The 26,290-nt window shown below is 34.3% G+C and carries 29 protein-coding genes and 1 tRNA gene; 23 read left to right on the plus strand and 7 right to left on the minus strand.

The features are described from left to right. The first annotated feature begins 189 nt into the window (after window positions 1-189). From LC095_RS01140 to phoU, 5 genes are all read left to right on the plus strand, one after another. Window positions 190-1,182 (plus strand): PstS family phosphate ABC transporter substrate-binding protein, encoded by a 993-nt coding sequence (locus LC095_RS01140; protein ID WP_226526430.1) that lies wholly within the window; start codon window positions 190-192, stop codon window positions 1,180-1,182. Between the two features lie 181 nt (window positions 1,183-1,363). Then, window positions 1,364-2,269, plus strand: a complete 906-nt coding sequence (pstC, locus tag LC095_RS01145; RefSeq protein ID WP_051475377.1) for a phosphate ABC transporter permease subunit PstC — start codon at window positions 1,364-1,366, stop codon at window positions 2,267-2,269. Between the two features lie 2 nt (window positions 2,270-2,271). Beyond that, window positions 2,272-3,156: a phosphate ABC transporter permease PstA gene (gene pstA / locus LC095_RS01150; protein WP_026558742.1), complete on the plus strand. Its 885-nt coding sequence runs from the start codon at window positions 2,272-2,274 to the stop codon at window positions 3,154-3,156. 20 nt (window positions 3,157-3,176) lie between these two features. Next, complete coding sequence (pstB, locus tag LC095_RS01155) at window positions 3,177-4,004, plus strand: phosphate ABC transporter ATP-binding protein PstB (RefSeq protein WP_226526431.1); 828 nt, start codon at window positions 3,177-3,179, stop codon at window positions 4,002-4,004. 118 nt (window positions 4,005-4,122) lie between these two features. Next, window positions 4,123-4,779 (plus strand): phosphate signaling complex protein PhoU, encoded by a 657-nt coding sequence (gene phoU, locus LC095_RS01160; protein ID WP_078432555.1) that lies wholly within the window; start codon window positions 4,123-4,125, stop codon window positions 4,777-4,779. A 66-nt stretch (window positions 4,780-4,845) separates the two neighbouring features. Here phoU and LC095_RS01165 read toward each other — a convergent pair whose 3' ends face one another. Then, window positions 4,846-5,361 carry an endolytic transglycosylase MltG gene (locus LC095_RS01165; RefSeq protein ID WP_226526432.1) on the minus strand — a complete coding sequence of 172 codons (516 nt, stop codon included), beginning with the start codon at window positions 5,359-5,361 and terminating at the stop codon, window positions 4,846-4,848. Further along, window positions 5,358-5,717 carry a hypothetical protein gene (locus LC095_RS01170; RefSeq protein WP_226526433.1) on the minus strand — a complete coding sequence of 120 codons (360 nt, stop codon included), beginning with the start codon at window positions 5,715-5,717 and terminating at the stop codon, window positions 5,358-5,360. Before LC095_RS01170 ends, LC095_RS01165 begins: the two co-directional genes overlap by 4 nt. Before the next feature lie 178 nt (window positions 5,718-5,895). On the opposite strand from LC095_RS01170, the gene LC095_RS01175 reads away from it, so the two are divergent. The 7 genes from LC095_RS01175 (at window position 5,896) to LC095_RS01205 (ending at window position 11,086) form a co-directional block, all read left to right on the plus strand. Then, window positions 5,896-6,360 (plus strand): hypothetical protein, encoded by a 465-nt coding sequence (locus LC095_RS01175; RefSeq protein WP_226526434.1) that lies wholly within the window; start codon window positions 5,896-5,898, stop codon window positions 6,358-6,360. Continuing rightward, window positions 6,353-7,558: a glycosyltransferase family 4 protein gene (locus LC095_RS01180; protein WP_226526435.1), complete on the plus strand. Its 1,206-nt coding sequence runs from the start codon at window positions 6,353-6,355 to the stop codon at window positions 7,556-7,558. Before LC095_RS01175 ends, LC095_RS01180 begins: the two co-directional genes overlap by 8 nt. 97 nt (window positions 7,559-7,655) lie before the next feature. Beyond that, window positions 7,656-7,805, plus strand: a complete 150-nt coding sequence (gene rpmG, locus LC095_RS01185; protein WP_026558749.1) for a 50S ribosomal protein L33 — start codon at window positions 7,656-7,658, stop codon at window positions 7,803-7,805. A 60-nt stretch (window positions 7,806-7,865) separates the two neighbouring features. Then, window positions 7,866-8,423, plus strand: a complete 558-nt coding sequence (locus LC095_RS01190; protein WP_226526436.1) for a 5-formyltetrahydrofolate cyclo-ligase — start codon at window positions 7,866-7,868, stop codon at window positions 8,421-8,423. Then, complete coding sequence (locus LC095_RS01195) at window positions 8,424-9,200, plus strand: DUF92 domain-containing protein (RefSeq protein ID WP_226526437.1); 777 nt, start codon at window positions 8,424-8,426, stop codon at window positions 9,198-9,200. Between the two features lie 55 nt (window positions 9,201-9,255). Beyond that, the gene (locus tag LC095_RS01200) at window positions 9,256-9,423 is read left to right on the plus strand and encodes a hypothetical protein (protein WP_169908045.1); all 168 of its coding nucleotides are present in this window, start codon (window positions 9,256-9,258) and stop codon (window positions 9,421-9,423) included. A gap of 124 nt (window positions 9,424-9,547) precedes the next feature. Then, window positions 9,548-11,086 (plus strand): rhomboid family intramembrane serine protease, encoded by a 1,539-nt coding sequence (locus LC095_RS01205; RefSeq protein WP_226526438.1) that lies wholly within the window; start codon window positions 9,548-9,550, stop codon window positions 11,084-11,086. Here LC095_RS01205 and LC095_RS01210 read toward each other — a convergent pair. Beyond that, the gene (locus LC095_RS01210; protein ID WP_226526439.1) at window positions 11,083-11,955 is read right to left on the minus strand and encodes a hypothetical protein; all 873 of its coding nucleotides are present in this window, start codon (window positions 11,953-11,955) and stop codon (window positions 11,083-11,085) included. The two genes, LC095_RS01205 and LC095_RS01210, sit on opposite strands and share 4 nt — an antisense overlap. Before the next feature lie 151 nt (window positions 11,956-12,106). Between LC095_RS01210 and LC095_RS01215 the strand changes: the two genes are divergently transcribed. Further along, window positions 12,107-13,570, plus strand: coding sequence for a spore germination protein (locus LC095_RS01215; protein WP_226526440.1), 1,464 nt, complete (start codon window positions 12,107-12,109; stop codon window positions 13,568-13,570). A 47-nt stretch (window positions 13,571-13,617) separates the two neighbouring features. Here LC095_RS01215 and LC095_RS01220 read toward each other — a convergent pair whose 3' ends face one another. After that, window positions 13,618-15,048 (minus strand): carbon starvation protein A, encoded by a 1,431-nt coding sequence (locus LC095_RS01220; protein ID WP_226526441.1) that lies wholly within the window; start codon window positions 15,046-15,048, stop codon window positions 13,618-13,620. Between the two features lie 414 nt (window positions 15,049-15,462). Between LC095_RS01220 and LC095_RS01225 the strand changes: the two genes are divergently transcribed. From LC095_RS01225 to LC095_RS01250, 6 genes are all read left to right on the plus strand, one after another. Further along, complete coding sequence (locus tag LC095_RS01225) at window positions 15,463-15,657, plus strand: YqgQ family protein (protein WP_226526442.1); 195 nt, start codon at window positions 15,463-15,465, stop codon at window positions 15,655-15,657. 98 nt (window positions 15,658-15,755) lie between these two features. Further along, entirely contained in the window at window positions 15,756-16,712 is a 957-nt protein-coding gene (locus tag LC095_RS01230; protein WP_226526443.1) for an ROK family glucokinase, read from the plus strand. A gap of 349 nt (window positions 16,713-17,061) precedes the next feature. After that, complete coding sequence (locus LC095_RS01235; protein WP_226526444.1) at window positions 17,062-18,963, plus strand: LTA synthase family protein; 1,902 nt, start codon at window positions 17,062-17,064, stop codon at window positions 18,961-18,963. A gap of 131 nt (window positions 18,964-19,094) precedes the next feature. Next, on the plus strand, window positions 19,095-20,021 hold the full coding sequence (locus tag LC095_RS01240) for a M14 family metallocarboxypeptidase (protein ID WP_226526445.1): 927 nt from the start codon (window positions 19,095-19,097) through the stop codon (window positions 20,019-20,021). 246 nt (window positions 20,022-20,267) lie between these two features. Beyond that, window positions 20,268-21,389 carry a hypothetical protein gene (locus LC095_RS01245; protein WP_226526446.1) on the plus strand — a complete coding sequence of 374 codons (1,122 nt, stop codon included), beginning with the start codon at window positions 20,268-20,270 and terminating at the stop codon, window positions 21,387-21,389. Between the two features lie 20 nt (window positions 21,390-21,409). Further along, window positions 21,410-21,724, plus strand: a complete 315-nt coding sequence (locus tag LC095_RS01250; RefSeq protein WP_226526447.1) for an MTH1187 family thiamine-binding protein — start codon at window positions 21,410-21,412, stop codon at window positions 21,722-21,724. A gap of 49 nt (window positions 21,725-21,773) precedes the next feature. On the opposite strand, the gene LC095_RS01255 is transcribed toward LC095_RS01250, so the two are convergent. Continuing rightward, window positions 21,774-21,947, minus strand: coding sequence for a DUF2759 domain-containing protein (locus tag LC095_RS01255; protein WP_026558761.1), 174 nt, complete (start codon window positions 21,945-21,947; stop codon window positions 21,774-21,776). Between the two features lie 262 nt (window positions 21,948-22,209). Between LC095_RS01255 and LC095_RS01260 the strand changes: the two genes are divergently transcribed. Continuing rightward, entirely contained in the window at window positions 22,210-22,842 is a 633-nt protein-coding gene (locus LC095_RS01260) for an MBL fold metallo-hydrolase (protein ID WP_226526448.1), read from the plus strand. A 45-nt stretch (window positions 22,843-22,887) separates the two neighbouring features. Here LC095_RS01260 and LC095_RS01265 read toward each other — a convergent pair whose 3' ends face one another. Continuing rightward, on the minus strand, window positions 22,888-23,136 hold the full coding sequence (locus LC095_RS01265; RefSeq protein WP_026558763.1) for a DUF2626 domain-containing protein: 249 nt from the start codon (window positions 23,134-23,136) through the stop codon (window positions 22,888-22,890). A 349-nt stretch (window positions 23,137-23,485) separates the two neighbouring features. On the opposite strand from LC095_RS01265, the gene LC095_RS01270 reads away from it, so the two are divergent. Further along, window positions 23,486-23,866, plus strand: a complete 381-nt coding sequence (locus LC095_RS01270) for a Spx/MgsR family RNA polymerase-binding regulatory protein (RefSeq protein WP_319005744.1) — start codon at window positions 23,486-23,488, stop codon at window positions 23,864-23,866. Between the two features lie 42 nt (window positions 23,867-23,908). On the opposite strand, the gene LC095_RS01275 is transcribed toward LC095_RS01270, so the two are convergent. Then, a tRNA-Gln gene (locus LC095_RS01275) sits at window positions 23,909-23,980 on the minus strand. Between the two features lie 212 nt (window positions 23,981-24,192). Between LC095_RS01275 and comGA the strand changes: the two genes are divergently transcribed. Both comGA and comGB read left to right on the plus strand, forming a co-directional pair. Further along, complete coding sequence (gene comGA / locus LC095_RS01280; RefSeq protein WP_226526449.1) at window positions 24,193-25,260, plus strand: competence type IV pilus ATPase ComGA; 1,068 nt, start codon at window positions 24,193-24,195, stop codon at window positions 25,258-25,260. Continuing rightward, window positions 25,229-26,281, plus strand: a complete 1,053-nt coding sequence (comGB, locus tag LC095_RS01285) for a competence type IV pilus assembly protein ComGB (RefSeq protein WP_226526450.1) — start codon at window positions 25,229-25,231, stop codon at window positions 26,279-26,281. The genes comGA and comGB overlap by 32 nt, the downstream gene beginning before the upstream one ends. The last annotated feature ends 9 nt before the right edge of the window (window positions 26,282-26,290 follow it).

Genomic DNA, 26,290 nt, shown 5'->3' on the forward strand with positions numbered 1-26,290 from the left:
AATCATTTTCTTATTAACTTCCATTATTTATGTTTAATACACGTGCATGCCCCCTATCAAACAAAATGTGACAATCTCCACCACGAATTTACAAAACCTTTACATTTGCTTAAAACGCCATTAATACTCAAGCGTTATTCTATTACTCGTAGGACAAAACAAAAAACATTCTTTAGGGGGAATATGGCAATGAAAAGCTTTAAGAGCTTAGTATTACTTTTAGTAATGGGAATTTTAGTAGTATTCGCAGCAGCATGTGGCAATGGAGCATCTACAGAAGAAGAACCAAACACTGGATCAGGAGATTCAAATGAAGAAGAAACTGCATTAGAAGGTAGCGTTGTAATAGATGGATCAGGTACAGTTTATCCTTTTATGGCAAAAATGGCAGAAAATTATATGACTGAAAATGAAGAAGTTTCCGTTGAAGTAAGCCGTGCAGGTACTTCTGCTGGTTTTGAAAAGTTTCTAGTAGCTGAAAACGGAACAGATTTCAACGATGCATCACGTGAAATCAAAGATGAAGAAGCGGCTAAAGCAGAAGAACTAGGTATTGAATACAAAGAATTCCAAGTTGCTCTTGATGGTTTAACATTTGTTATTAACAAAGAAAACGATTGGGCTACAGAAATGACTCAAGAAGAAGTAGTTAAGATCTTCCTTGCTGAAGGTGGAGTAACTAAATGGTCAGATATCAACCCTGAATGGCCAGCTGAAGAAATTAAGCCAATGGGTCCTAACGAAAACCATGGTACAAACGAATTCATGTTTGAAACTATTATGGAAGAAAAAGACTTTGTTGATTCTGTAAATTTACAACAAGAATATTCTACTCTTGTAGATCTTGTTTCTAAAGATAAAAATGCTATTGCATTCTTTGGTTATGGTTACTACGACAGCAATAAAGACAAGCTAAATGCTGTAAATGTTGACTTTGGTAATGGTCCTGTTGCTCCAAGTTTAGATACTATCGGTTTGGATGATGCAGCAGCTTATAAACCATTTACTCGCCCAGTCTTCACATATTTAAATGTTGGAATGGCAAAAGAGAAGCCTCAAGTGCTTGATTATGCAATCTATGCTATGGAAAATGCTCAAACTGTAGCTTCAGAAACTGGATTCGCTCCATTAAAAGATGAAGTAATTCAAGAGTCTATCAGCTTCCTAGAAGGATTAAAATAATCATAATTATTGCTTTTCCTATTCACAGAAGATGAGAAGTTGATGAGAAGATTAGCTTCTCATCTTCTTATGTGTTTCCTCTACTAATATAAACTACTAAAAAATTTCACCTCCCCCAAATAAAATAAATGGAGGATGAAAGGGGTTTTCGATCTTGGATAACAAAGAAAGCATCCGTGACATGATTGAAAAAAAGAGAAGCTCTACAAATCTAACTTCTGTCACAGAAAAGGTTATGCCTAAATTTTTATTAGCTATTGCGACGATATCAATCCTTACAACTCTTGGTATAGTTATTACTTTATTAACTGAAACAATAAACTTTTTCAAAGATGTTCCTTTTTTAGACTTTTATACAGGAACTATATTAAATCCACTAGGTGATGATGCACAATTTGGTGTACTTCCATTGCTGACAGGGACGATTTACTCTACTGTAATAGCAATGTTTGTGGCTATTCCTGTTGGTTTAATGGCAGCCATTTTCTTAAGTGAGTATGCTTCCGATAAAGTACGAAGAATATTAAAACCAATACTTGAAATTCTTGCTGGTATTCCTACAATTGTATATGGTTTCTTTGCATATACTTTTGTAACACCTTTATTGAGATCCTTTATTCCAGCTTTAGATCCAACAAATATCCTAAGTCCTGGTATTGTAATGGGGATAATGATTATTCCTATGGTAGCCTCACTTTCTGAGGATGCAATGAGTTCTGTCCCTAACTCAATGCGAGAAGGAGCTCTTGCTCTTGGTTCAACAAAACTTGAAGTGACTTGGAAAGTTGTTATTCCAGCAGCTATATCCGGAGTGATTGCTTCATTTGTATTAGGGATTTCTCGTGCTATTGGTGAAACAATGATTGTCGCTATAGCAAGCGGAAGTAACAAAGACTTTACGTTTGATCTTACACAATCAATGCAGACGATGACTGCTTATATCGTTGAAGTAACTGGAGGGGAAGCTCCTGCTGGTTCAACTATTTACTATAGTTTATACGCTGTCGCAATGACTTTGTTTGTATTTACACTCATTATGAACCTCGTTGCCCAGTATATTTCTCGTAAATATAGGGAGGAGTATTGATTATGAAGTATGTAAATGTCGAACAAGTACAAAAGAAAATGGGATCACGTCTATTTGCAAATAATCTTGCAAAAGGGCTTTTCCTATTAGCAACACTTTTCGGATTAGTCATATTATTAACATTAATCTATAGAGTATACTCAGATAGCATTGGATGGATCGATTTTCAGTTTATTACAAGTAAGCTCTCAACAACCGCAGAACGAGCAGGAATTATGGGTGCAATTGCAGGGACTTTATGGTTAATGGTTGTCGTTGCTCCAGTTACGATGTTTTTAGGAGTTGGAACAGCCATTTATTTAGAGGAATACGCAAAGAATGGAAAATTAAAATCTATTATTCAAACGAATATTTCTAACTTGGCCGGTGTACCTTCTGTTGTATTCGGTATCTTAGGCTTAACTGTGTTTGTACGTAGTTTTGAATTAGGAAACATAGTGCTTGCCGGTGGCCTAACGATGTCTTTATTGGTTCTTCCAATCGTTGTCGTTGCAAGCCAGGAAGCTATTCGTGCTGTTCCACAGTATTTAAGAGAAGCATCATACGGAATGGGAGCTACTAAGTGGCAAACAATAAAAAACATTGTCTTGCCGGCAGCAATTCCCGGTATTTTAACTGGTTTAATACTCTCCCTTTCAAGAGCTATAGGTGAAACAGCTCCACTTGTTGTTATTGGTATTCCAGCTTTGTTAATTCCACTCCCAGATGGAATTTTTGATAAATTCACAGTGTTACCAATGCAAATTTATTACTGGACTGTTGATTCAGCACTTGTGGCTGAGTATGCAAATCTTGCTGCTGCAACAATTGTTGTTCTTTTAATCGTATTATTCTTAATGAATTCAATTGCAATTATCATTAGAAATAAGTTTCAAAATAGATTTTAATTTTCGGGGGGTTTTTAACAATGGCAGTATTATCCGAACGTGAAAAGAAAAAAGTAACGAATATAGATAGAGACGTAAATCAAGTAGATAATAAGAAAATTGTTTATGAAACGAAAGATTTAAACTTATGGTATGGTGGGGACCAGGCATTAAAAAACATTAATCTTTCCATTTATGAAAATGAAGTTACAGCAATTATCGGTCCTTCTGGTTGTGGTAAATCAACATTTATAAAAACGTTAAACAGAATGGTTGAGTTAATACCTGTTGTTCGTATTTCAGGAGATATTAGGTATAGAGAAAAAAGTATATTAGATAAAAGCTATACGGTTGAAGATTTAAGAACAAGGGTAGGTATGGTTTTTCAGAAACCTAACCCATTCCCGAAATCGATATATGATAATATAGCATATGGACCTCGAATTCATGGTATAAAAAATAAAGCTATTTTAGATGAGATTGTTGAGAGAAGTTTACGTGGAGCAGCAATCTGGAATGAAGTAAAAGATCGATTAAAAGAAAATGCTTATGGGCTTTCGGGAGGGCAACAACAACGTTTATGTATTGCTCGCTGTTTAGCGATTGAGCCAGATGTAATATTAATGGATGAACCAACTTCAGCTCTTGATCCAATATCAACTCTTAAGGTAGAGGAATTAATTCAAGATTTGAAAAAAGATTATAGTATAATCATCGTTACACACAACATGCAACAAGCTGCTCGAATTTCGGATAAAACAGCGTTTTTTCTAAATGGAGAAGTTATTGAATTTGATGTAACCGATAAAATCTTTTCAAATCCAGAAGATAATAGAACAGAGGATTATATAACAGGTCGATTTGGATAAACAAAATGTCGTGCATTTTTGAAGGTGCACGACTATTTTGTTTTAAATAGTTATTGGTAGTTTTATGATAGTACTGTTTGGGAAATATATAACAGTATGTATATAGGAGGTAATGAATATGGGTGTCAGAGAGAAATTTGATTTTGATTTGAAAAATTTAAGAGATAAATTAATTGAATTAGGTAGTTTAACAGAAGTTGCATTAACAAAATCAATAAATGCACTTGAAAATCAAGATATTGAAGAAGCGTTACAAATCATTGAAGATGATTATAGAGTGGATGATCTGGACGAAGAAATCAATGATTTGGCAATTCTTTTAATCGCCAAACAACAACCCGTTGCAACAGACTTACGTCGAGTCATCGTAGCCATTAAGATTTCCAGTGATATTGAAAGGATGGCGGACTTTGCTGTAAATATTGCAAAATCTACAATTCGAATTGGTGACGAGCCATTAGTTAAACCTATTCATAACATCAGAAAAATGCATGAAATAGCAACAAAAATGTTATCACTTTCTATTAAGGCATTTAATGAAGAAGATCTTGTATTAGCAAAAGAGGTAGCTGATATGGACGACCAGGTTGATGACCTTTATGGAGAAACGATTAAGGATATTCTTTATTTGATGGAGAAAAAAGATCATCTTCAACAATTAACTCAGCTTTCCTTTATATGTCGTTATATCGAAAGAACAGCTGATCATGCAACAAATATTTCTGAAAGTATCATGTATCTCATTAAAGGTCAAAGATATGACCTAAATAGTTAATAAGAAAAATATAAATTGGTTTATGAACCAAAATAAAAAAAGCTAAGAAGATGTTCTTCTTAGCTTTTATCTAGTAATTGCTTCAGCAAGCTGTTGGAAAGTCATGCCTTTTTGAACCTCAAATGTTCCTAACTGCACCTGTGTATGATAATTATTTTTGATTAAGTACTGATCAAATTCAAAGGAGTCAGAAATAATCGCATTTTCTTCTAGTAGATCAGAAACTTCACTTGTCGTCATACCAGCTTTTATTGTTACTTTATATTTTATAACTTCTTCTTTCTTTTCTTCAGTTTCTTTTGTTGGTTCTGTATTTTCTGTTGTTTCTTCTTTAGGAGTTTCTTCAGTCGCTTTCTCAGTTACTTCAGCATTTTTTGTTGCTAATAATTCTTCATATTCATCAATTGAAATGGCTGTTTGCTGGTTGCTGGTTAAGAATTGTTCAACTTCCTTTTCGGAGAGCTCTTTTTGTTCAGCGTTAGCCTCTGTTTGTTGATCACCTGAAAAAAGATAGGTTCCACCAAGTACAGAGGTTGCTACGATCATACCTGCTGCAAATGCCTGAAAGCCTGTCTTACTCATGTTAATACCCTCTCATTCTTTTCAACAATTAATTTTACTTCTTCTACAGTAGTTGCTTCTGATAATGCTATAGCTTCAATAGACATTCCTTGTCGATACTTAGCAAGTATACGAGTAGGGTTTCCTTTTTCCTCTTCTTGGATCGAACTGTTTTGTTCTTTTAATGGTGCGTCATTTTGTAGTAACTCTTCTTCCACAATTCGCATTTTCTTTTTAAGCTTATAGATCTCTTGCATAGCAGACAATTGAAGATGGTCCAATTCCTGTTCAAGTTCTTTTACATTGTCGCGTTGGAAGAAAGATACACCGATAAGCGCAATGCTTATAATAAACAAAATGATAATCATTATAATCATACTTTTCACCTTCTTAGATTATTTCCCTCTACCTTTATATCATAAATCTGCAATTGAAAGAAGTGATATTTTGTAGAAATTGTAGTTTTTTGACGATATTTCTTTTTTAAACATTTAACCGTAATATTTTAATCATGTTAAGATAAAGAGAACATGATGACGAAAGAAGAGGTACTATATGAGCTCCCGATCTTATGATAATGTCGAACAATATATTGTACGTGAACAGACATCTATTTCTGTCGATTATATTGAAATTATTCCATATCCAAACCATATTATCATCTCATGGAACATTATCTCCTCAACTCAAAATCTCCTTACAGACATTCTAAATGAAGACTTTCGTGATTTATTATGTAAGGTTAATTTAATTAGAGTAAAAAAGAATAAAGAACGATTAACGATTAATATTAGAGGAAGTAATGGCATAATTGAGTTTAGCTCTTTAGTAAAAGGAAAATATTATTGTGAGTTAGTAGTAGTAAATTCACAAAATGAAACAATTACAATAAAAAAATCAACATCAGTTATTATTACTACTAACCATATAGAACCTAAGAATCAAGATTGGATGCAAGTATTAACGAAAAATACTAATAGTTGGTATACTTCTTTCTCCGGGTACACAGTATATGAATAAATTAGGAACCAAACATGCATCAACTGTCCTTCATCTTACAACTGAATTTGGTGATCAGTTGATAGGAGGGCTTGGAAGGCACGTAAATGACCTTGTACAATCATGCAAAAAGGAAAATTTGACAATTATAGTTATGACCATCTCTCACACAGAAAAAGAATCATTTTCATTTAATGGTGGTATTCATATATTTCGTTTGCTTCCTTGGCAAGAGAATTCGGCAAGCTTCCCTGATTATTTTCGAAATCTTAATTTCCGATTTACTCAATTTATTCTACAAGACCTCCACATGCAATTTGATCTTGTTCATGTTCATGATTGGTTTTTTGCGACAACTGCTTGTCAGATTAAAAAGATGCTGGGAATACCCTTCGTCTCGACAATTCATTCGACTGAGCGAGAACGAAAACAATTTAATAATGGGAGAGTTATTCCTCAAATAGTAGAATATGAAGATCAGTTACTGCAATGTTCTGACCATATCATTGTATGTAGTGAATACATGAAAGACATTTTGTTAATACGCAAACCAAATAGACAAAAATTTATATCCGTCATACCGAACGGCATTATTCTTAAAGATTTTACAGAGATGCTAGGTAGGGATGAAGCATTAAAAAGGTTTCCATTTATAGTAAAACCATTTTTATTAGGAATGGGGAGATTGGTAAAAGAAAAGGGATTCCAGATTTTGATTGAGGCGTTTTCACAGATACACCGACAGTATCCAAACTTAAAACTTGTGTTAGCGGGTAGCGGACCATATGAAAATGAACTAAAAAGAATCGCAAAATTATACAGATTAGATTCAAAAGTCATATTTGTGGGCTTTCTAAACAAAATAGAACGAAATACATTACTATCTAAATGTGAAATGGTCGTGATTCCAAGCTTGTATGAACCTTTTGGTATTGTTGCATTAGAGGGTTTGGCGGCTTCCAGACCAGTTATAGCTTTTAAAACGGGCGGGTTAAAGGAAATAGTAAAAGATAAACGTGGGATTTTGTTAGAAGGGATTTCCAGTGTTCAATTAGCTGAAAGGTTACATATATGCCTTCAACATCCAAAAGATGTGGAGGCTGTGGCACTGCGGGGCTACCAGGCGATGATCGATGAATATCAATGGTTTTCTATTATAAGAAGAACAATTTCCGTGTATAACAAAGTTGTAAGCAACAGAAATTTCATTAATAAGTAAAAATAATAAAATACATGTGGAATTTGTTAATTAATAATGGTATTATATTAAAGTCTGATTTGTTTTATAGTTTTTTTAAGTTTGGAGGGAAAGAAACATGCGTGTAAATATTACATTAGCTTGCACTGATTGTGGCGAACGTAACTATATTTCTAAAAAGAATAAACGTAATAATCCAGATCGTCTTGAGCTTAAAAAATATTGCTCAAGAGAGAAAAAAATGACAGTACACCGTGAAACAAAGTAAGCAGTAGGATATTTATTCCTACTGTTTTTTGTTTATTTCCCATAAAAGGAGGCTCCTCAATTGGAAAAGAGCCAATTAAGAGAAATGGTTAAAAAACAATTAGAGGAATTACATTCTGATACTTTCATAAAAGGCTGTGCGGACATACATAGACACTTATTTACATATAGCAAATGGAACAAGGCAAAAACGATTGCTTTAACAATTTCTCGAGGAAGAGAAGTTGATACAAAAAACATCATTGAAGAAGCCTGGAAAGAAAGGAAACATGTTGTAGTTCCTAAGTGTGATCCAAAATCAAATACAATGACATTTCGCAGAATTGAATCGTTTAATCAATTAGAGACAGTGTTTTTTGGTTTAAGGGAGCCAATTGTAAGCAAAACGATACCTGTAGAGCCTGAAGAGATTGATCTCATGATTGTTCCAGGTTTATGCTTTGATCAAGAAGGATATCGTATTGGATTTGGCGGCGGTTATTATGATCGTTACTTAGAGGAATATCTTGGTGATACTATTTCATTGGCATTTTCCTGTCAACTATTTAAATGTTTACCAAGAGAATTACACGATGTACCTGTCGGTGGAATAATTACAGAACTAGGAGTAGAAAAGTAAATGATGGTGTTGGGTGTCCTTTTTATTATTTTTCTGTCGGTTGCTGCATGGAAATCAAAAACCTTAACAAAAAGTGGGATGATTGGAGCGATGGTTGTTGGCTCAGCCATTTATGTTGGCTTTTCATGGAAGGGTATCCTTTTGCTAGGGAGTTTCTTTGTCACATCTAATATGTGGGGGAAAATAAAATCCAAACAAAAAGACTCTTTACATGATATGGTAAAAAAACATAATGAGCGGGATATTATTCAAGTTTTTGCAAATGGCGGAGTTCCGGCTTTTATAGCGATGATTTCAATAGTGGATCCTAGTAACTTTATTATTTATACAGTGTTGTTCAGTATATCATTAGCTGCGGCTAATTCAGATACTTGGGCATCAGAAATAGGAACATTAAGCAAAGGTCAACCTAGAATGCTATTCACTTCTAGAAAGGTGGAACGCGGCACGTCCGGTGCTGTTTCATTATTGGGTACATGTGCAGCGTTAGTTGGCTCGTGTTTAATCGGAGCGATAGCGGTTTTGTTATTTGATTTATCAATCAAGTATCTATTAGTCATTTGTATATTTGGTTTCCTAGGAAATATTATTGATACGATATTAGGTCAAACCGTTCAGGTTAAATATACCTGTAGAGTTTGCCATAAAGTAACTGAAAAGAAAATACATTGTCAACAACTTGGACGTAAAACAAGTACATTTTCTTTTTTGGATAATGATGCGGTCAATATCTTATCCATTGTCTTGTCAACATGTTTATCCTTACTTATTCTATAGATAAAAAGGATAAAAATTGCATCTCCTACTAAAGATATAAATAGGAGGGATGAAAATGAGACGATTAATTGTGCTTTTAGCTGGTTCATTTGCGATTTATCGTTATCGATACCGCATTGTGAATTTTGTGTTGGGTAACCAGCAGCTGCGAAGATACTTTATTAATTTATCAATGAGAGTACCTTTTATTCGAGATCGCTTTGTTAATCGGGCATTCCATTAAGTTTTCATTGTAAGCTGACGTTTATTTAGATGTCAGCTTTTTACATGTTATTAACATGGAGCAGTTTTCTTTTTAATCAAATTAGGGAATTGGTATAATGAAGAAAAAATAACGGAGCGATGATATGGCGTTTGAACAGGATTTTGTCTATTGGTCATTAGTTGAACAATTAGTTGTTGACCAAAATTATTCGATGTTAGCAATATCACAGGATGGAAATGAAATGATCCTTCAGCCTTATCGAAGAAAACAATATTCTATAATTCGATTAAGAAGAGCTGATGTTGACTGGGGAAATACACTTGCAGTAGATATTGAACAGGCTGGAAGGAGATTTGAACAACTAATAAAAAATGGAGTAAGAGGACCAATAACAGTTTTAAATATTTACTTTTCACCTTTAGCGCCGGTAGACGATTATCCTGAGGTCTTTGTAAAAGGATATAGCGGAGGACGTAAAGGGAATATTGATATTACTTCCATGATGATTAGAAATGATAATCTTGAAGAAAGTATGGAAAAGATTCAACAAGCAATATCAATTCAATTAGACATCGAAACCATACTCTCCGATAAAGAGATAAATGCGGAAGATATTCAGTCTATACGAACAAAGGTTATTACTCATCAGAAAGATATGAGGGATGCTGAAAGAAAGTTATTTCAAAATGGGAAACCATTCTTCACAAACATTTTTTTAGCACTCCAGATTGTTATGTTTCTTATTTTAGAGCTTAATGGAGGAAGTACAAATACTGAAACATTAATACAGTATGGTGCTAAGTTTAATCCTCTAATCTATGAAGGTGAATGGTGGCGTTTTGTTTCTCCGATTCTTTTACATATAGGTTTTTTACATTTACTTATGAATAGCTTTGCTTTGTTTTACATAGGACCAGCTGTAGAACGTGCATATGGAAAATGGAAATTCTTGTTCATTTATTTAGTTGCTGGTGTTTCAGGTTCAATGGTCAGCTTTGCATTTAGTCCATTTTTATCAGCAGGAGCCTCTGGAGCTATTTTTGGTTGTTTTGGGGCATTGTTATATCTTGCTGTATACAATCGGAAAGTTTTTTTTAGAACAATGGGCTCTAACTTATTAATAGTTGTAGGGATTAATTTAGCCTTAGGCTTTGTCATTCCTAATATTGATAATGCCGGCCACATTGGAGGATTAATCGGTGGCTTTTTAGTTGCGCTTATTGTACAGCTACCACATCAGAAAAAAGTATTAATTAGACTAATTGGGATTGTTGGCACAGTTGTGCTCTTATTTGGATTGTTTCAATACGGAATGAGCCAAGCAAAGGAGCAATATCCCGAATATATTGCATTACAAGGTCAAGAACTTATTCAAAATGAGAAGTTTGAAGAAGCTTATCTATATCTTAGTAAATCGATTTCTGATGATCATAACTCAACTGATGTCATATTTTTAGCTTCTGTAGCAGCCATCCAATTGCAAAAGTATGATGAAGCAATGGATTATCTGCAACGTATCATTTCAGATGATGACAGTTATCATCAAGCCCATTATAATTTAGCTCTTTTATACGCTAATCAGCAAAATATTGATCAAGCGATTGAAGAAGTCACAAAAGCATTAAAATATGATCCAGATAATAAAAGATATCAAGCGTTGAAAGATGAATTAACTCGCTAATTGTTGATATTTTGAATGAACTGAAAAGGTGTTCCATCTTCAGATTGAATGATAACAATTAAATGAGAACGATCTTTTGCGAAAAGAAGGAGAGGCATTGTACTACCAATTGGTTCAATGATCTTTCCTTCTTTTGTTTTTAAACCTAAAAAGTAATTTTTATATAGACCTTCCCACAAACTGCCAATTACCTCTTGACTTTTTTCTTCGGAAAATCCCGGTAATGGACGGGTTTGATAATGAGAAAGCTCAACAAGGGGAATTGGATTGTATCGATTTTTATCAATTTTGAAATGTTGAAGTAATTCATTCCAACTAAATTCTAAATGTTGTTCTGCTACTTTATCTAGGATATCCTTCCACTCTTGTTCTTCTTCTGTTTGAGGTGTTTTAAATGAAAAGAGTTTGGTAAACTCTGAGTCAATGACATACAAATGGTCAGTGGACATTTTTTGTACACTTCTTATTTCATCTTCATTCAAGTGAACTTCACCGTAATGCAAACTTATCGCTTCGTAGTGGCTGCTGTCTTCTCCGCTTACTTTGTTGAACTGTGCCAGCTTTTGGCTTTGGTCTTCCCATTCTGATAAAGTTTTTACAAGTTTTCCGTCTGAAAAGAGAAGCGATAAGTCTTGTCTTAGAAAGGCTTGTTTATCAGTAATAGATGTTACGTCCCACTCAATCATGTACTCATCATCATCTTTTTTGTCAACAAAGTGTAATAGAGTAGAAGCTTTTGTAAATGAAACTGTATCAGTAATAGGGAAAAAAATAATACTTTCACGTGCATTTTGACCTTTAAAAAAATATAGAAACATAGATGTACATAAGGCAAGAAGGATTAATAACATCCATTTTTTATTCTTCATTTCAATCACTCCGGGAAAGACAGGTTGCTAAAATTGTATGTGCAAATGTACGAATATATGAGTACAAGCAGGAAAGAAAATATACAGGTATGTTTTACCAAATTTCCGTCAATGATGAGTAACAAATAGTGAAACGAAATGGAGTAAACAAATGTCTTATGAAGTTGATAAAAAAATAGCGACAAAAAGTTTACAAGAAAATACAGCTTATTTAAGTGAGCGTCTGGGAGTTAAAAAAAGTTTTGACGTAATTCAATTAGATGTTGAGTATGCCGGGCGTGAAATGGCTTTATTTATGGTCGATGGCTTTGTTAAGGATGATATTCTTCATTACTTAATGAAGTATTTATCAGAGCTGACACCGGAACAAATTGAAGAACATACACTAGAAAAATTACTGAAAACGTATATTCCTTATGTTGAAATTGATAAAACAGATGATTTAAATACTGTTGTGCAAACAGTTTTAGCAGGTCCAACAGCTCTTGTTATCGATGGAATTGATCAAATCATCTTAATTGACGCCCGAACATATCCTGTACGAGGACCTCAAGAGCCTGATATGGAACGTGTTGTTCGTGGATCAAGAGATGGATATGTCGAAACAATTGTATTTAATACAGCCTTAACTAGAAGACGGGTAAGAGACCGGTCATTAAGAATGGAATATTTACAGGTGGGAAGACGATCAAAAACAGATGTGGTTGTTTGTTACCTAGAAGATATTGCAGATTTGTCACATGTAGAAGACCTAAAGAATTCTTTGCAGGCAATTGACACAGATGGTCTTCCAATGGGTGAAAAAACAATAGAAGAGTTTATTTCAGGTAGGCATTTAAATCCGTATCCTGTTGTGAGATATACAGAAAGACCTGATACTGCGGCAGCACATCTTTATGAAGGTCATGTAATAGTTTTTGTTGATGGTTCACCAAGTGCCCTTATCACTCCAACAACATTTTGGCATCATTTACAGCATGCTGAGGAATATCGAAATAAACCAATAGTTGGGGCTTATTTGCGAATTGTTCGATTTATTGCCGTATGGGCATCAATTTTTATTTTGCCGCTTTGGTATTTATTGGCGAAACATCAGGAACTACTGCCCGATAATATAAAGTATATCGGGATAGAGGATGCGGGTCAGGTCCCATTACTTGTGCAATTTTTGCTAATTGAATTAGGAATAGATATCCTGAGGATGGCTGCTATACATACACCATCATCCTTAGCTACTGCATTGGGATTAGTGGCAGCCCTAATGGTTGGTCAAGTAGCCGTTGAGGTAGGGTTGCTTACTAATGAAGTTATATTGTATTTGGCCATTGCAGCGATAGGTACATTTGCAACTCCTAGTTATGAGTTAGGTCTGGCTAATAGAATATATCGAATCATTTTATTGATTTTTACTGCTTGGTTGGGTGTAATTGGTTTTGTTGTTGGAATTACAGGGTGGATCATTATGCTTTCACGTATGAAATCATTTAATGTACCTTACTTATATCCATTTATTCCTTTTAACTATCGGGCAATGCGGGATGTATTATTTCGCTCCCCAATGCCCTTGAAAAACAGAAGACCACCTTTCTTGCATCCCCAGGATCCGGACAGGTAACTTAAATAGCAAAAGACAGGCTCAAATATAATGAGCCTGCCTTTTGTTTAAGCTGCTTTTTCAAAAGGAATAGGATTACTTTTATGACGTTTCAGTTGGATTAAGAACCAGATAAATACAGCTAAAAAGATGAATGCACCGCAAATCATTGAAGTTTGATAAGAAAGTTGGAACCCTTCCGGTGCATAAAAGATATATGATCCTGTGACAGCTGTCATAAAGAATGCGGGAACAGTGGATATCCAATGAAACTTCCCGTTTTTCAATAAATACATCGTTGCTGTCCATAACATAACTGTTGCAACAACCTGGTTTGTCCATCCAACATAACGCCATAAAAATGTGTAGTCCATTTGTGTTAATAAATAAGTTGGAACAACTACTGGAATCGTCATAAGAATTGTTTTCATTTTTGAATCGAAGTTACCGAACTTACTTACTAATTCGACGAGCATCATTCGTGATGAACGTAAAGCAGTATCACCTGTTGTAATAGGTAAAATGATAACCCCTAAAATCGCTAATATACCTCCAAATTGTCCTAACGTTGTTTTGCTAATTTCATTGACAACACCTGCTGTTCCTCCCTCTGCTAGTGCTCCTTGAAGCCCGTCCGTACCTCCAAAGAAAGTCATTCCAGCGGCAGCCCATATTAATGCGATAATCCCTTCTGCAACCATTGCACCGAAGAATACTTTTCTCCCATCACTTTCTTTTTTAAGTGTACGGGCCAATATCGGACTTTGTGTACTGTGAAAGCCGGATATTGCACCACAAGATATTGTGACCATTAAAAGAGGCCAAACAGGAATTTCTCCAGGATGCAGATTTTCGAAAGTAAGGTTAGGTATCGAATGATCCATAAAAAATAAGGCAAAGCCAATTGACACAGCCATAATAATTAAAATGAAACCTAAAATAGGATAGATCTTTCCAATCAATTTGTTTATTGGAAGTATAGCAGCTAAAACAAAATAAGCAAAGATAAGCAATAATGAAGTTGAATAGCTTAAAGGAGTAAGCTGTTCAACCAATTGTGCTGGACCAGCTGTAAATGCAGCTGCAACTAATATCATCAGAATGATTGAAACAATATTAATCACTGTTTTTACCGTTTTTCCTAAATAACGACCAACCAGTGTGGGATACTGCTCTCCACCATGTTTAATTGAAAGCATTCCGGAAAAATAATCATGTACAGCCCCTGCAAATAAACAACCAATTACGATCCAAATAAATGCAACTGGACCATATAAAGCCCCCATAATGGCTCCGAAGATAGGTCCAAGCCCCGCAATATTTAAAAGTTGAATCAAAGAAGCTTTCCACCAGCTCATTGGCATATAATCCAGGCCATCAGTTTTTGTAAAAGCAGGTGTGATCCGAGCGTCATCTATTCCAAAAACTCTTTCAACCACTTTTGAATATATGAAATATCCTGAAATTAATAGTACTACTGATAATAGGAATGTAGCCATTTGTGTTCCCCCTCACGATACACGTTGTAATAAGTAACATTATTTTAAACTTGTATTTATTAAAATTCAATATATTTTTTAGAAAAAATAAATTATTCAGAAAAATTTATAGATGCTTATGTTTATTGATGTCGAAAATTTGGCTTTGTACAGATCGTGGAGTTTTTTTGTATATCGAAATATTATTAAAAGGAAATCATAAAAATATATTCATCAATTAATAAGGATATTTTTAAACGTTTTCTTGACGCTTCGTTGTTTTTCTTTATACTTTATAGTAGTACTAAATTAATAGTGTAAAGTGATTTTTATACTTTAAGAAAGTTTAACTGGATTAAAGTATAAGAAAAGACATCGACTTCCGCCACTCTTGTCAGTAAGTCGTGTTTTTCAAAGATTGAAGTAGGTGATCATGTGAATACCATTTATGATGTACAACAACTGTTGAAAAAGTTCGGCACGATCATATACATAGGTGACCGTATAGCGGATTTAGAGCTTATGGAGGATGAAGTTAAGCAATTGTATCAATCTGGTCTTATTGAAACAAAGGTTTACCAAATGGCTATCCTTCTTCTTAGACAAGAAATCCAAAGTTTGAAACGGTAGAAAAAAGAGATCATTTATTATGAGAGTAACATTCCAAAAAGAAATGTGAAAACGCTTGCCGGAGGATCCATATATAATAGTAGGAAAAGGTGATAGAAATGAATGAACAATGGTTAGTAGGTATAGATTTAGGCGGAACAACAATTAAAATGGCATTTATTAATTATTACGGTGAAATTGTTGAAAAATGGGAAATTCCAACTGATAAAACAGGTAAAACCATTACAACAGATATTGCCAAAGCAATTGATACAAAACTTGAACAAATGGGACTAACAAAGGCAAAGCTTGGTGGAATAGGAATGGGAGCACCTGGCCCGGTTAATTTAGAAAAAGGTCTTATCTATGAAACACCAAACCTTGGTTGGGAAAATTTCCCCCTTCGTGACCATATTGAACTGGAAACAGGGCTGCCTGCTGTAATTGACAATGATGCCAATATTGCTGCACTTGGTGAAATGTGGAAGGGAGCAGGAGATGGAGCTAGAGATTTAATATGTGTAACACTTGGTACTGGTGTAGGTGGAGGGCTCATCTCCAATGGAGAAGTTATACACGGCATAAATGGTGCAGGTGGAGAAATCGGCCATATTACTGTTGTTCCTGATGGTGGAGCTTTATGTGGTTGCGGAAAAACAGGCTGCATTGAGACAATTGCTTCTGCAACTGGTATAGTTAGAATAGCAAAAGAAAAACTACAATCTTCAGATGAAGAAAGTATTTTACGAAATAAATCAGATTTGAGCTCAAAAGATGTTTTTGACGCTGTTGAGCAAGGTGATGCACTTGCGGAGGAAGTAATAGATTACGTTACTTTCCAGCTTGGTCTAGTTTTAGCTAATATTTCTAATGGGCTTAATCCAGAAAAGATTGTTATTGGTGGCGGAGTGTCTAAAGCAGGAGATCTTCTCATTTCAAAAGTGGATCACTACTTTAAACGATTTGCTTTCCCACGTGTGGCTCAGGCAGCTTCTATTTCAGTGGCAACACTTGGAAATGATGCAGGTGTGATTGGTGGAGCATGGTTAGTAAAAACCAAACTTTTAAATAATTAAATGTAAATAGGTAATAGTAAAAAGGAGCTTCATTTGATGATGATGCTCCTTTTTCATTTCATCATATCGTTTTAGTGATAAGGGCGAATTTATGACATTTATTTTTCAGAATCTTTAAACTTTGCATACAAACGAAACTTTTTAGGTTTTGAAACGTCTAATAGTAGGGTATAGAGAATATGCTAAACATTATAATTCTATCAGGCTATTGTAATGACAATATTAAAAAGCATTGATTTTTTGTAAAGAAAGTATTAAGATATGTTTTAGTGTGCAACACTTAACCTAATAATTGGAAAATATAAAAGAGATAAGCGTGTCTGCCCTATGGGATGAGGAGGTAGTAGCTGTGCGCAAGAAATCTTTTTCGAAAATCTCATTTTTACTCTTAGCAACATTATTTCTTTGGATAAAAACGTATATTGTCTATAAAACTAGCTTCGATATTAAAATTGAAAATTTCACACAAGAGTTTATTCTGTTTATAAACCCTTTAAGCTTTTTATTATTACTATTCGGGTTTGGGTTGTTCTTGAAAGAAAAGAATAGAAACCGATATATCTTTGGAGCAAGTATCTTTGTAACAGTACTTTTACTTGCAAATATGGTTTTCTATCGATTTTTTAATGATTTCTTAACAATACCGGTATTATTTCAGACAAGCAACATGGGAGATTTAGGAAGTAGTATTACAAACCTATTTTTACCAACAGATATTTTAATGTTTGTTGATATTGTGATTCTATATTGGTTATTAAGAAAACCAGCGTTTAGAACATTGTCGGTACTAACCAAAAAAGAAAAATCAGCTTACTTTCTTTTAGTCGCTTCCGTTTTTTTCTTTAATTTAGGGTTAGCTGAAGCGGAACGCCCACAGCTTTTAACACGTTCATTTGACCGCGAAATGCTTGTGAAAAATATAAGTGTATTTAACTTTCATATCTATGATGCTGTCCTTCAATCTAAAACGTCTGCTCAACGTGCCTTAGCAGATAGTGACAGCTTAACTGAGATTGAGAACTATGTGAATGCAAATCGTAAAGAACCCCAAGATGATCTTTTTGGAATTGCAAAAGATCGAAATGTAATATTATTATCACTTGAATCGTTACAAAGCTTTGTTATTAATGAGCAGTTAAATGGAGAAGAGATTACTCCGTTCTTAAACGACTTAATCAATGAAAGCTATTACTTTGAGAACTTTTATCACCAAACGGGTCAAGGTAAAACATCTGACTCGGAGTTTTTAGTGGATAATTCTTTATATCCATTAGGAAGAGGAGCTGTCTTCTTCACAAATAGTAATAACGAGTATACTGCTACACCTGAAATTTTAAAAGAACATGGATATTACTCATCGATATTTCATGCAAACAATAAAAGCTTTTGGAATCGTGATCTAATGTATCAAGCATTCGGGTATGATCGTTTCTACGATGTGAATGATTATGAAGTCACAGAAGAAAATTCAATTGGTTGGGGATTAAAAGATATTGATTTCTTCGAACAATCTGTTAAGCACATGGATGAATTACCACAACCATTTTATACGAGATTAATTACTCTAACGAATCACTTTCCATTTGAATTAGGGGAAGAAGACCGATTAATAGACGAATTTGATTCAAACAGTAAAACATTAAATCAGTATATCCCGACAGTTCGCTATATGGATGAATCTGTGAAACGTTTCTTCGAAGAACTGAAGAAAACAGACGTATATGAAAATTCAATTATCATTTTGTATGGTGATCATTATGGAATTTCAGAAAATCACAATGTGGCAATGGAGAAATTCCTAGGAAAAGAAATTACGCCATTTGAGTCCATTCAATTACAACGTGTTCCATTTATTGTTCATATACCGGGTGTTACTGATAAAGAACCTCAAACTTTTACAAAGGTTGCAGGACAAATTGATATCCGTCCAACAATCATGAGCTTACTTGGTATCGACGCAAGCGATCAAATTCAATTTGGTACAGATGTTTTTTCCGAAGATAAATTATCATTTACGGTCCTTAGAGATGGAAGCTTCATCACAGAGAATAATATTTACACAAAAGGTTTCTGTTATGATAAAGAAACCGGTGAGCCGACAGATCAATCTGTTTGTGAACCATATATGGAAAAAGCCAAACAAGAATTAAATTATTCTGATGAAGTGATCTATGGAGATTTACTCCGATTTTACGGAGATAACCCTACAGAAGTAGAGGAAACAGAGGCTGCTGGGTCTAAAGAGGAATGACACTTTAGGACTGACTTATTCCAAGTCAGTCCTTTTCTATTTCATTTATTGATAAATAGATAAGATTAAAACAACAATTGGTCAAATCAGTCATAGGCTATAGTAAGTAATTAGGTAATGGAGGTTTGATGATGACCATTCAAAAAAATACTGAAAACATTGAAGGGAACCCTCTTCATACAAAAAAGCCTTATAGCTCTGATGAATTGTATGATGATCTTGCTAAACTAGAAAATATGTACCCTTTTATTAAACGAAACATTATTGGTTATAGTGTATTAGGTAAACCAATTATGGAGGTCATGATCGGGAATGGACCTAAGAAAATTCATATGAATGGATCCTTTCATGCCAATGAGTGGATTACGACAAGTATTATGATGCATTGGTTACATGAGTATCTTGAATTAGTAAGTAAAAACTCATCCGATAAAGAACAGGATATGATCGCTCTTTATAAAAACACGACACTATCATTTGTTCCAATGGTAAATCCTGATGGAGTTGATCTTGTTTTAAATGGGATTCCTGATGTAACTGAGTATGAAGCAGCACTTTTGCAGATGAATGACTTAAGTATTGATTTTTCACAATGGAAAGCCAATATTAGAGGTATAGATTTGAATAATCAATATCCGGTTAATTGGGAGATCGAGAAACAGCGAAAAATACCAAAAGCTCCTGCTCCACGGGACTATCCAGGAGATGCTCCTCTTACAGAGCCAGAAGCAATTGCTCTTGCAGAATTAGTAGAAAAAGCGAATTTTGATCGTGTCCTGGCATTTCACACACAAGGGGAAGAAATTTACTGGGGATATTTACGTAAGGAACCAGAGGAAGCTGAACACATCGTAAAAGAATTCGAAAAGCTAAGTGGATATAAAGCTGTGCGTGATATTGACAGTCATGCAGGATTTAGAGATTGGTATGTGAATAAGTGGAGAAAGCCAGGTTTTACAATTGAACTAGGAAATGGCGTAAACCCTCTTCCATTTGATCAGTTTGATGAAATCTATAAAAAAAGTAAAGGAATCTTTTATTCAGCACTTTATATGTGAAGTCCCAGAGTGGTATTTGTATCAACTTTGCCACTCTTCTTTCAAAAAAAATATAAAATTTAAGATGAAATTACGAGGATTGACATAGCTTTTTAAATAAAAAGTATGTTACTTTATATGAGGTATGCTCACCACTTTTTTGTGAATGAATGGAGAAAAAATGAAACATCTTCTATATTCAAACGTATAGTTTAGTAGGACAAGAATTATAATTGATTTTTAGGAGAGCAAGGTGAGAAAATGTTGATGAGATTAACAAAGTTATTTTCCATCATGTTGTTAATCCAGCTTTTTTTATCAGGATGTATTCCATCTCATCAACAGGAGAATAACCAAGAACCACAACCTAGCAGAGAGAGAATCATTCAAGAAGAAAAAGAATCGGAAAACCAACCTGAAGAAAAGAAAATGAACCTGCAATTGGACATTAAAGAGGAATTATTTCACTCTGTTGCTGATTGGTTGGATGACGAAACAGTTCTATATATTGTAAATAATGCAGAAGGCTCTGAAGTCCATACATACAACTTATATACAGGGGATACTAAATTATTTTACAAATCCGAAGATCCAATTGTTCAAATGAAGGCAAACGAGGACAATAGTTTGTTCTTTGTCCAAACAAGTCCATCTAGCTATGAGGCGGAATTGCTTTTTCTTAATCGTGAGGGTGATATTCAGTATCAAACAGAGATTGAATCTTATGAACTTTCATTTACATGGAATCAAGTTAATCCTGATCAGCTTTTTGTCACAAGCTTTAATGAAGACTGGTCATATTCTACAAAACTCATTGATATACATAATGATCAGGTCATGGAAAATCCTGTAGACATTCCTTTTATCCAATGGGTTAACAATAATCAGGTCTCCTATATAAAATGGGATCAGGAAGAACCTTCTTTGACTGCACCATTGTATATGTATAATCTAAAAGACCATACAGAGACGTTACTATCTGAACAAGTTGTAGCGAATACAAATTTTCCAAATCTCATAACGGCAATAGAATTAATTGATGAAAAAGGGACAGCTGTTGTCCGTTTTTATGATAGTGATAGTCAGGAGAAATTAGCAGAGATGTCTACAAGATTGGTTGCTCTTTATTCTGATTGGTCTATTCCGTATCATGATTTGGACAAGGAAGAAAACTTATTTTACATATTTGAAGTAAATGAAGAAAAAAATGATTTTACTCTTGTTTCTTTCTCACCGGATACATCTAAGAAGAAGGTCATTTTTGAAAGTATTGAAAATTTTCAAATAAAACTCTCACCTAATGGAGAATTTGCTCTTTATGGCCCAAGATTTGAAAAGATGTTAGATTTAAATAATCAGTCGGTAAAAGAACTCATTAACCTAAACTGAGATTGAAAGGACGAATTTTTATGGCAATAGTAGATGTAACGGTAATTCCTTTAGGAACCACGACACCAAGTGTTAGTGAATATGTTGCTGATATTCAACACATCTTAAAGAAATTTGAAGAAGAAGGAAAAATTAAATATAAGTTAACACCAATGAATACGATTATTGAGGGAGAACTACCTACTCTTTTTCAAGTAATATCAGCTATTCATGAGGCACCATTTCAAAAAGGAATTCAAAGGGTTGCAACAAATATTAGAATTGATGATCGTAGAGACAAAAAAACAACGATGGAAGGCAAATTGGAAAGTGTTGAAAAACACTTACTAAAATGAATGAAAGTAAAAAAACCCTTAGCCGCAGCTAAGGGGTTTGCATTTCTTGTTAATGCGCAGTCGGAAAGCCGTGATGGATAAATGTCATGACAGCAAACCATCCGAATACAGCTAATGTACCAAATGCAAAGAATGCACCAAGAAGGTTCTTGTCTTTTAGTGAACGAATAAATCCGAAGATCGCAAGAATGGTAACAAGTGCGAAGATGATAACTAAGCCCATTAAAAAGCCCCCTTACTATGTAGATCATTTTCGTAAAATCATGTTAGATTTTTCATAAACTTAAATATACAAAATAACAAGTCCTTCTAATATTTTAATCGGTTTCATAGCGTTTGTCGAGCTTATTTTCCATATCTGTCAAATACAATCCATGTCTTATTATCATAACCAATCTTAGCTAAACTTAAGCATTTGTCTGATTATCAACATTGGATAGAATAGTGTACAATAAAAATAACTGTGAAAATTGGAGGAATATACAATGAAATGGAGACAACTTCCGTTAGGACCGTTTCAAACGAATTGTTATCTTTACTCAAATGAACAAAAGGAATGCTTAGTTATTGATCCGGGCGGGGATGGAAATAAATTAATTAGTATTCTTCAGCAACAACAATTAAAACCAATTGCCATTCTTCTTACTCATGCTCATTTTGATCATATAGGTGCTGTAGATGATGTTCGAAAGCAATGGAATATTCCGGTTTATGTACATAAAAATGAAAAAGATTGGCTCTCTGATCCTTCAAAAAACGGATCACAATTATTCATGGCAGGAGCAGTATCAGTGTCAGACCCTGATGAATTGATAAAAGGTGAAGGCCGGTTAGAAATAGGCAGTTTTGTTCTCGAAGTATTTGAAACACCTGGACATTCACCAGGGAGTGTTTCTTATTATGCGAAAGAAGCTGATGTTGTGTTCTCAGGGGATGCACTTTTTGCAGGCAGTATTGGACGAACTGATTTACCGGGTGGAAATCATGAACAATTAATAAAGAGTATTCATAATAAACTTCTTATCTTACCCGAAGAAACAATTGTATTATCAGGACACGGACCTGATACAAGTATTGAACAGGAAATGGAAACCAATCCTTTCTTAAATGGATTTTAATATCAAAAAACAGGCAGCCAATTAGCTGCCTGTTTTTTGATGAAATTAATGTCCCATATTTTGTCCTGGAATCATCATAAATGTTGTCCAGTACGTAAATCCGACAAAGAAGATCGTGAGGTAAGCACCAAAAATGTAAATGTACATACGCTCGGATAATTTTAAGTAAGATAAGAAGACAAAAAATCCGGTTTGTCCGAAAAAGAGTAAGGAAGTAGTCTTCATGTCACCAAGATAAAACATAACAGCGAAGATTCCTGTCCAGAAACCTAATACCCGGAACATACGATCCATATGTATCCCTCCTTTGTTGACTTTGCCTCGGCTTGAAAATGAGTCATAACGACAAAAATCTGATCCTAAAAGTGCATAAAAAATCATCTTCATATGTTAGCTTTTGACAAATATTAGTATGACATACAAGTCCACCACTCTAATCATTATAATGTACCCTTTATATAATTGTAAATAGCGTTTACAACGTAGTATTCACAATCTAAAAAGAAAATATAGCTGTGTAAGATTGTTTGGTTAAAAATGAAGCAAATAACTATACATAAGTTATACAAATATTGTACAATTGAGACAACGACGATCTGAGACTAATAGTAAATCATTAATAAATACCCGAGGAGGAAGTATTGTGAAACATCTAACATTTTACAGCTATCCAAGTTGTACATCATGCAGAAAAGCAAAACACTTGTTAAAAACACAAAATGTTGACTTTCAAGAACGACATCTTTTCCGTGATCCACCGACGATTGATGAACTAAAAGATTTGCTAAGGCTTACAACAGAAGGAATAGATGAAATCTTAGCAACAAGAAGTCAAACATACAAAGACCTAGAATTTGATGTTAATGAACTGTCACTATCTGAATTACTCAAACTTATAAATCAGGACCCTAAGTTACTTCGCCGCCCTATTATAACTGACGGTAAGCAACTGGTCGTTGGATATAACCTTCATGAACTTAGAAAAGTTGTGAAAAAGAAGGAGGTGCAACGGTCAGTATCATAGAAAAAGACGTCTGCTTGTTTAAGTAGACGTCTTTTTCTTAAGCTGGGCTAGCTGGATTTGAACCAACGCATGACGGAGTCAAAGTCCGTTGCCTTACCGCTTGGCTATAGCCCAATAATTTCTTTTGTATAGCTTGTTCATAAGTACAAATATATTATGTGTAATTTTCCATATTATATTCAAAAATAGATCGAAAAAAACATATGTTCCTCTACTAATTTTTAAAAATAAATAGCCATATTTAAACCAAAACGAGATTTTGCTCATGTGCAGTTTACTTGAAAGTTTTGTACAATGATTTTAGCTTAAGGAAAGGAGAAAATAAGTTGCAGTCCATTGAACAAATTAGTGAGCGTATTATAGAGGAAGCCTGTGCATTACGAGCCTCAGATATACATATCATACCAAGGGAACATGAAACCCTCATTCAGTTTCGAGTTGACGATGATTTAATTGAAAAACACGCAATGAAAAAACAAACCTGTGATCGTATGATCTCGCATTTGAAATTTCTTGCATCAATGGATATTGGGGAAAGAAGAAGACCGCAAAATGGAGCCTTATCACTCTCAACAACGAATATCAATGTTCATCTAAGACTTTCAACACTACCTACAATTCATGAAGAAAGTCTTGTAATACGGATACTGCCTCAAGAAAAAATTCCGCCAATTACTCACATATCTTTGTTTCCTTCCACAACAAAAAAACTGTTATCTATCTTAAATCACTCACATGGATTAATGATTTTTACAGGTCCGACCGGTTCAGGCAAAACGACAACATTGTATTCACTCATTCACTATGCCAAGCGACATTTTAACCGTAATATTATCACCCTTGAAGATCCAGTTGAAACAAAAAGTGAGGAGGTACTGCAAGTTCAAGTTAACGAAAAAGCAGGAATTACTTATGCAGCTGGACTAAAAGCAATATTAAGACATGATCCCGATATTATTATGGTTGGAGAAATAAGAGATCGAGAGACAGCGCAAATTGCCATAAGGGCGAGCCTAACCGGACATTTGGTCCTCTCGACAATGCACACCAGAGATGCGAAAGGAGCTATATACCGGCTGTTGGAATTTGATGTCAGCCTTTCAGAAATCGAACAAACATTAATAGCGGTGTCAGCACAAAGATTAGTTCAATTAAAATGCCCGTTTTGTGAGGGTCAATGTTCCCCCTTTTGTAAAAAACTTAGGCAAAAAAGGCGATTAAGTATTTATGAATTACTATATGGAAGGAATCTTTCAGCTGTTATAAAGGAGGCACAGGGTGAAGTCAGCCAATACCATTATCCAACACTTAAGGATGTAATTAAGAAGGGAATAGCACTAGGGTATCTATATCCGAATTCATATGATCGTTGGGTATTTCATCATGAAGAATAAAAGATGGACATTACATGATCAAACAATGATTTTAAAAAGGTTAAGTGATTTATTAGACAAAGGGTATACATTAAATGAAGCATTAAACTTTCTCTCTCTAAATGAACATGGTTACAAGAAAGTTGATTTACTTCAATGTTTAAAAAAGCTTTCATCCGGTGTTTCTCTTCGTTTAGCATTAAGTCAGCTTCATTTCCATCGTGATGTGATCAGCTATCTTTATTTTGCAGAGCAACATGGTGATTTGGAATTTTCCTTACGGGAATGTAGTGATATTTTGCAAAAAAAAATTACTCAAATGGAAAAACTTGCAAAGCTATTACGATACCCCATATTCTTAATAATTACTGTTGGCATCATCTTATCAATTGTTCACTTTATTATAAGTCCTCAATTTGAACAACTGTATCAGTCAATGAATATTGAAGCAAGCTTTTTCTCCCTTTTCCTCATTGTATCCTTTACAGCTCTGAAATGGTGTAGCTTTTTTGCGGCAGTTTTATTCGTTTGTTTACTTATCTATTACTATTTTTTCTTTCGAAAAATGCCAGTTGAGGAGCGAATGCAGCTAGTCATAAAAATTCCAGTTATAAAAAGGTTTTTTACTATTTTTAATAGTTATTTTTTTTCTTTGCAGCTTAGTAATTTGTTAAAAGGAGGTATGTCAACTTTTGAGAGTTTGAAAGTTTTTCAGAATCAAGATATTTTATCTTTCTTTAAAGTCGAGGGATCTTACTTAATCAATCGGTTAAGTGCTGGAGAACAATTGCACACAATTATTGAGAATCGAGGTTTTTATGAGAAAGAGCTGCCATTAGTGATTTTACATGGACAAGCAAATGGTCAACTTTCAAGAGAGCTTTATACTTACAGCCAACTTATTATCGAAAAACTTGAGCAAACAATCATTAAAATGATGACCATTATCCAACCGGTTATTTACGGTTTTGTTGGAGTAATCATCTTGTTCGTATACTTATCGATGCTACTGCCGATGTATAAAATGATGGAAAGTTTATAGGAGGATCTA

This window comes from Metabacillus niabensis (assembly GCF_020524345.1).
Taxonomy (GTDB): Bacteria; Bacillota; Bacilli; order Bacillales; family Bacillaceae; genus Metabacillus; species Metabacillus niabensis_B.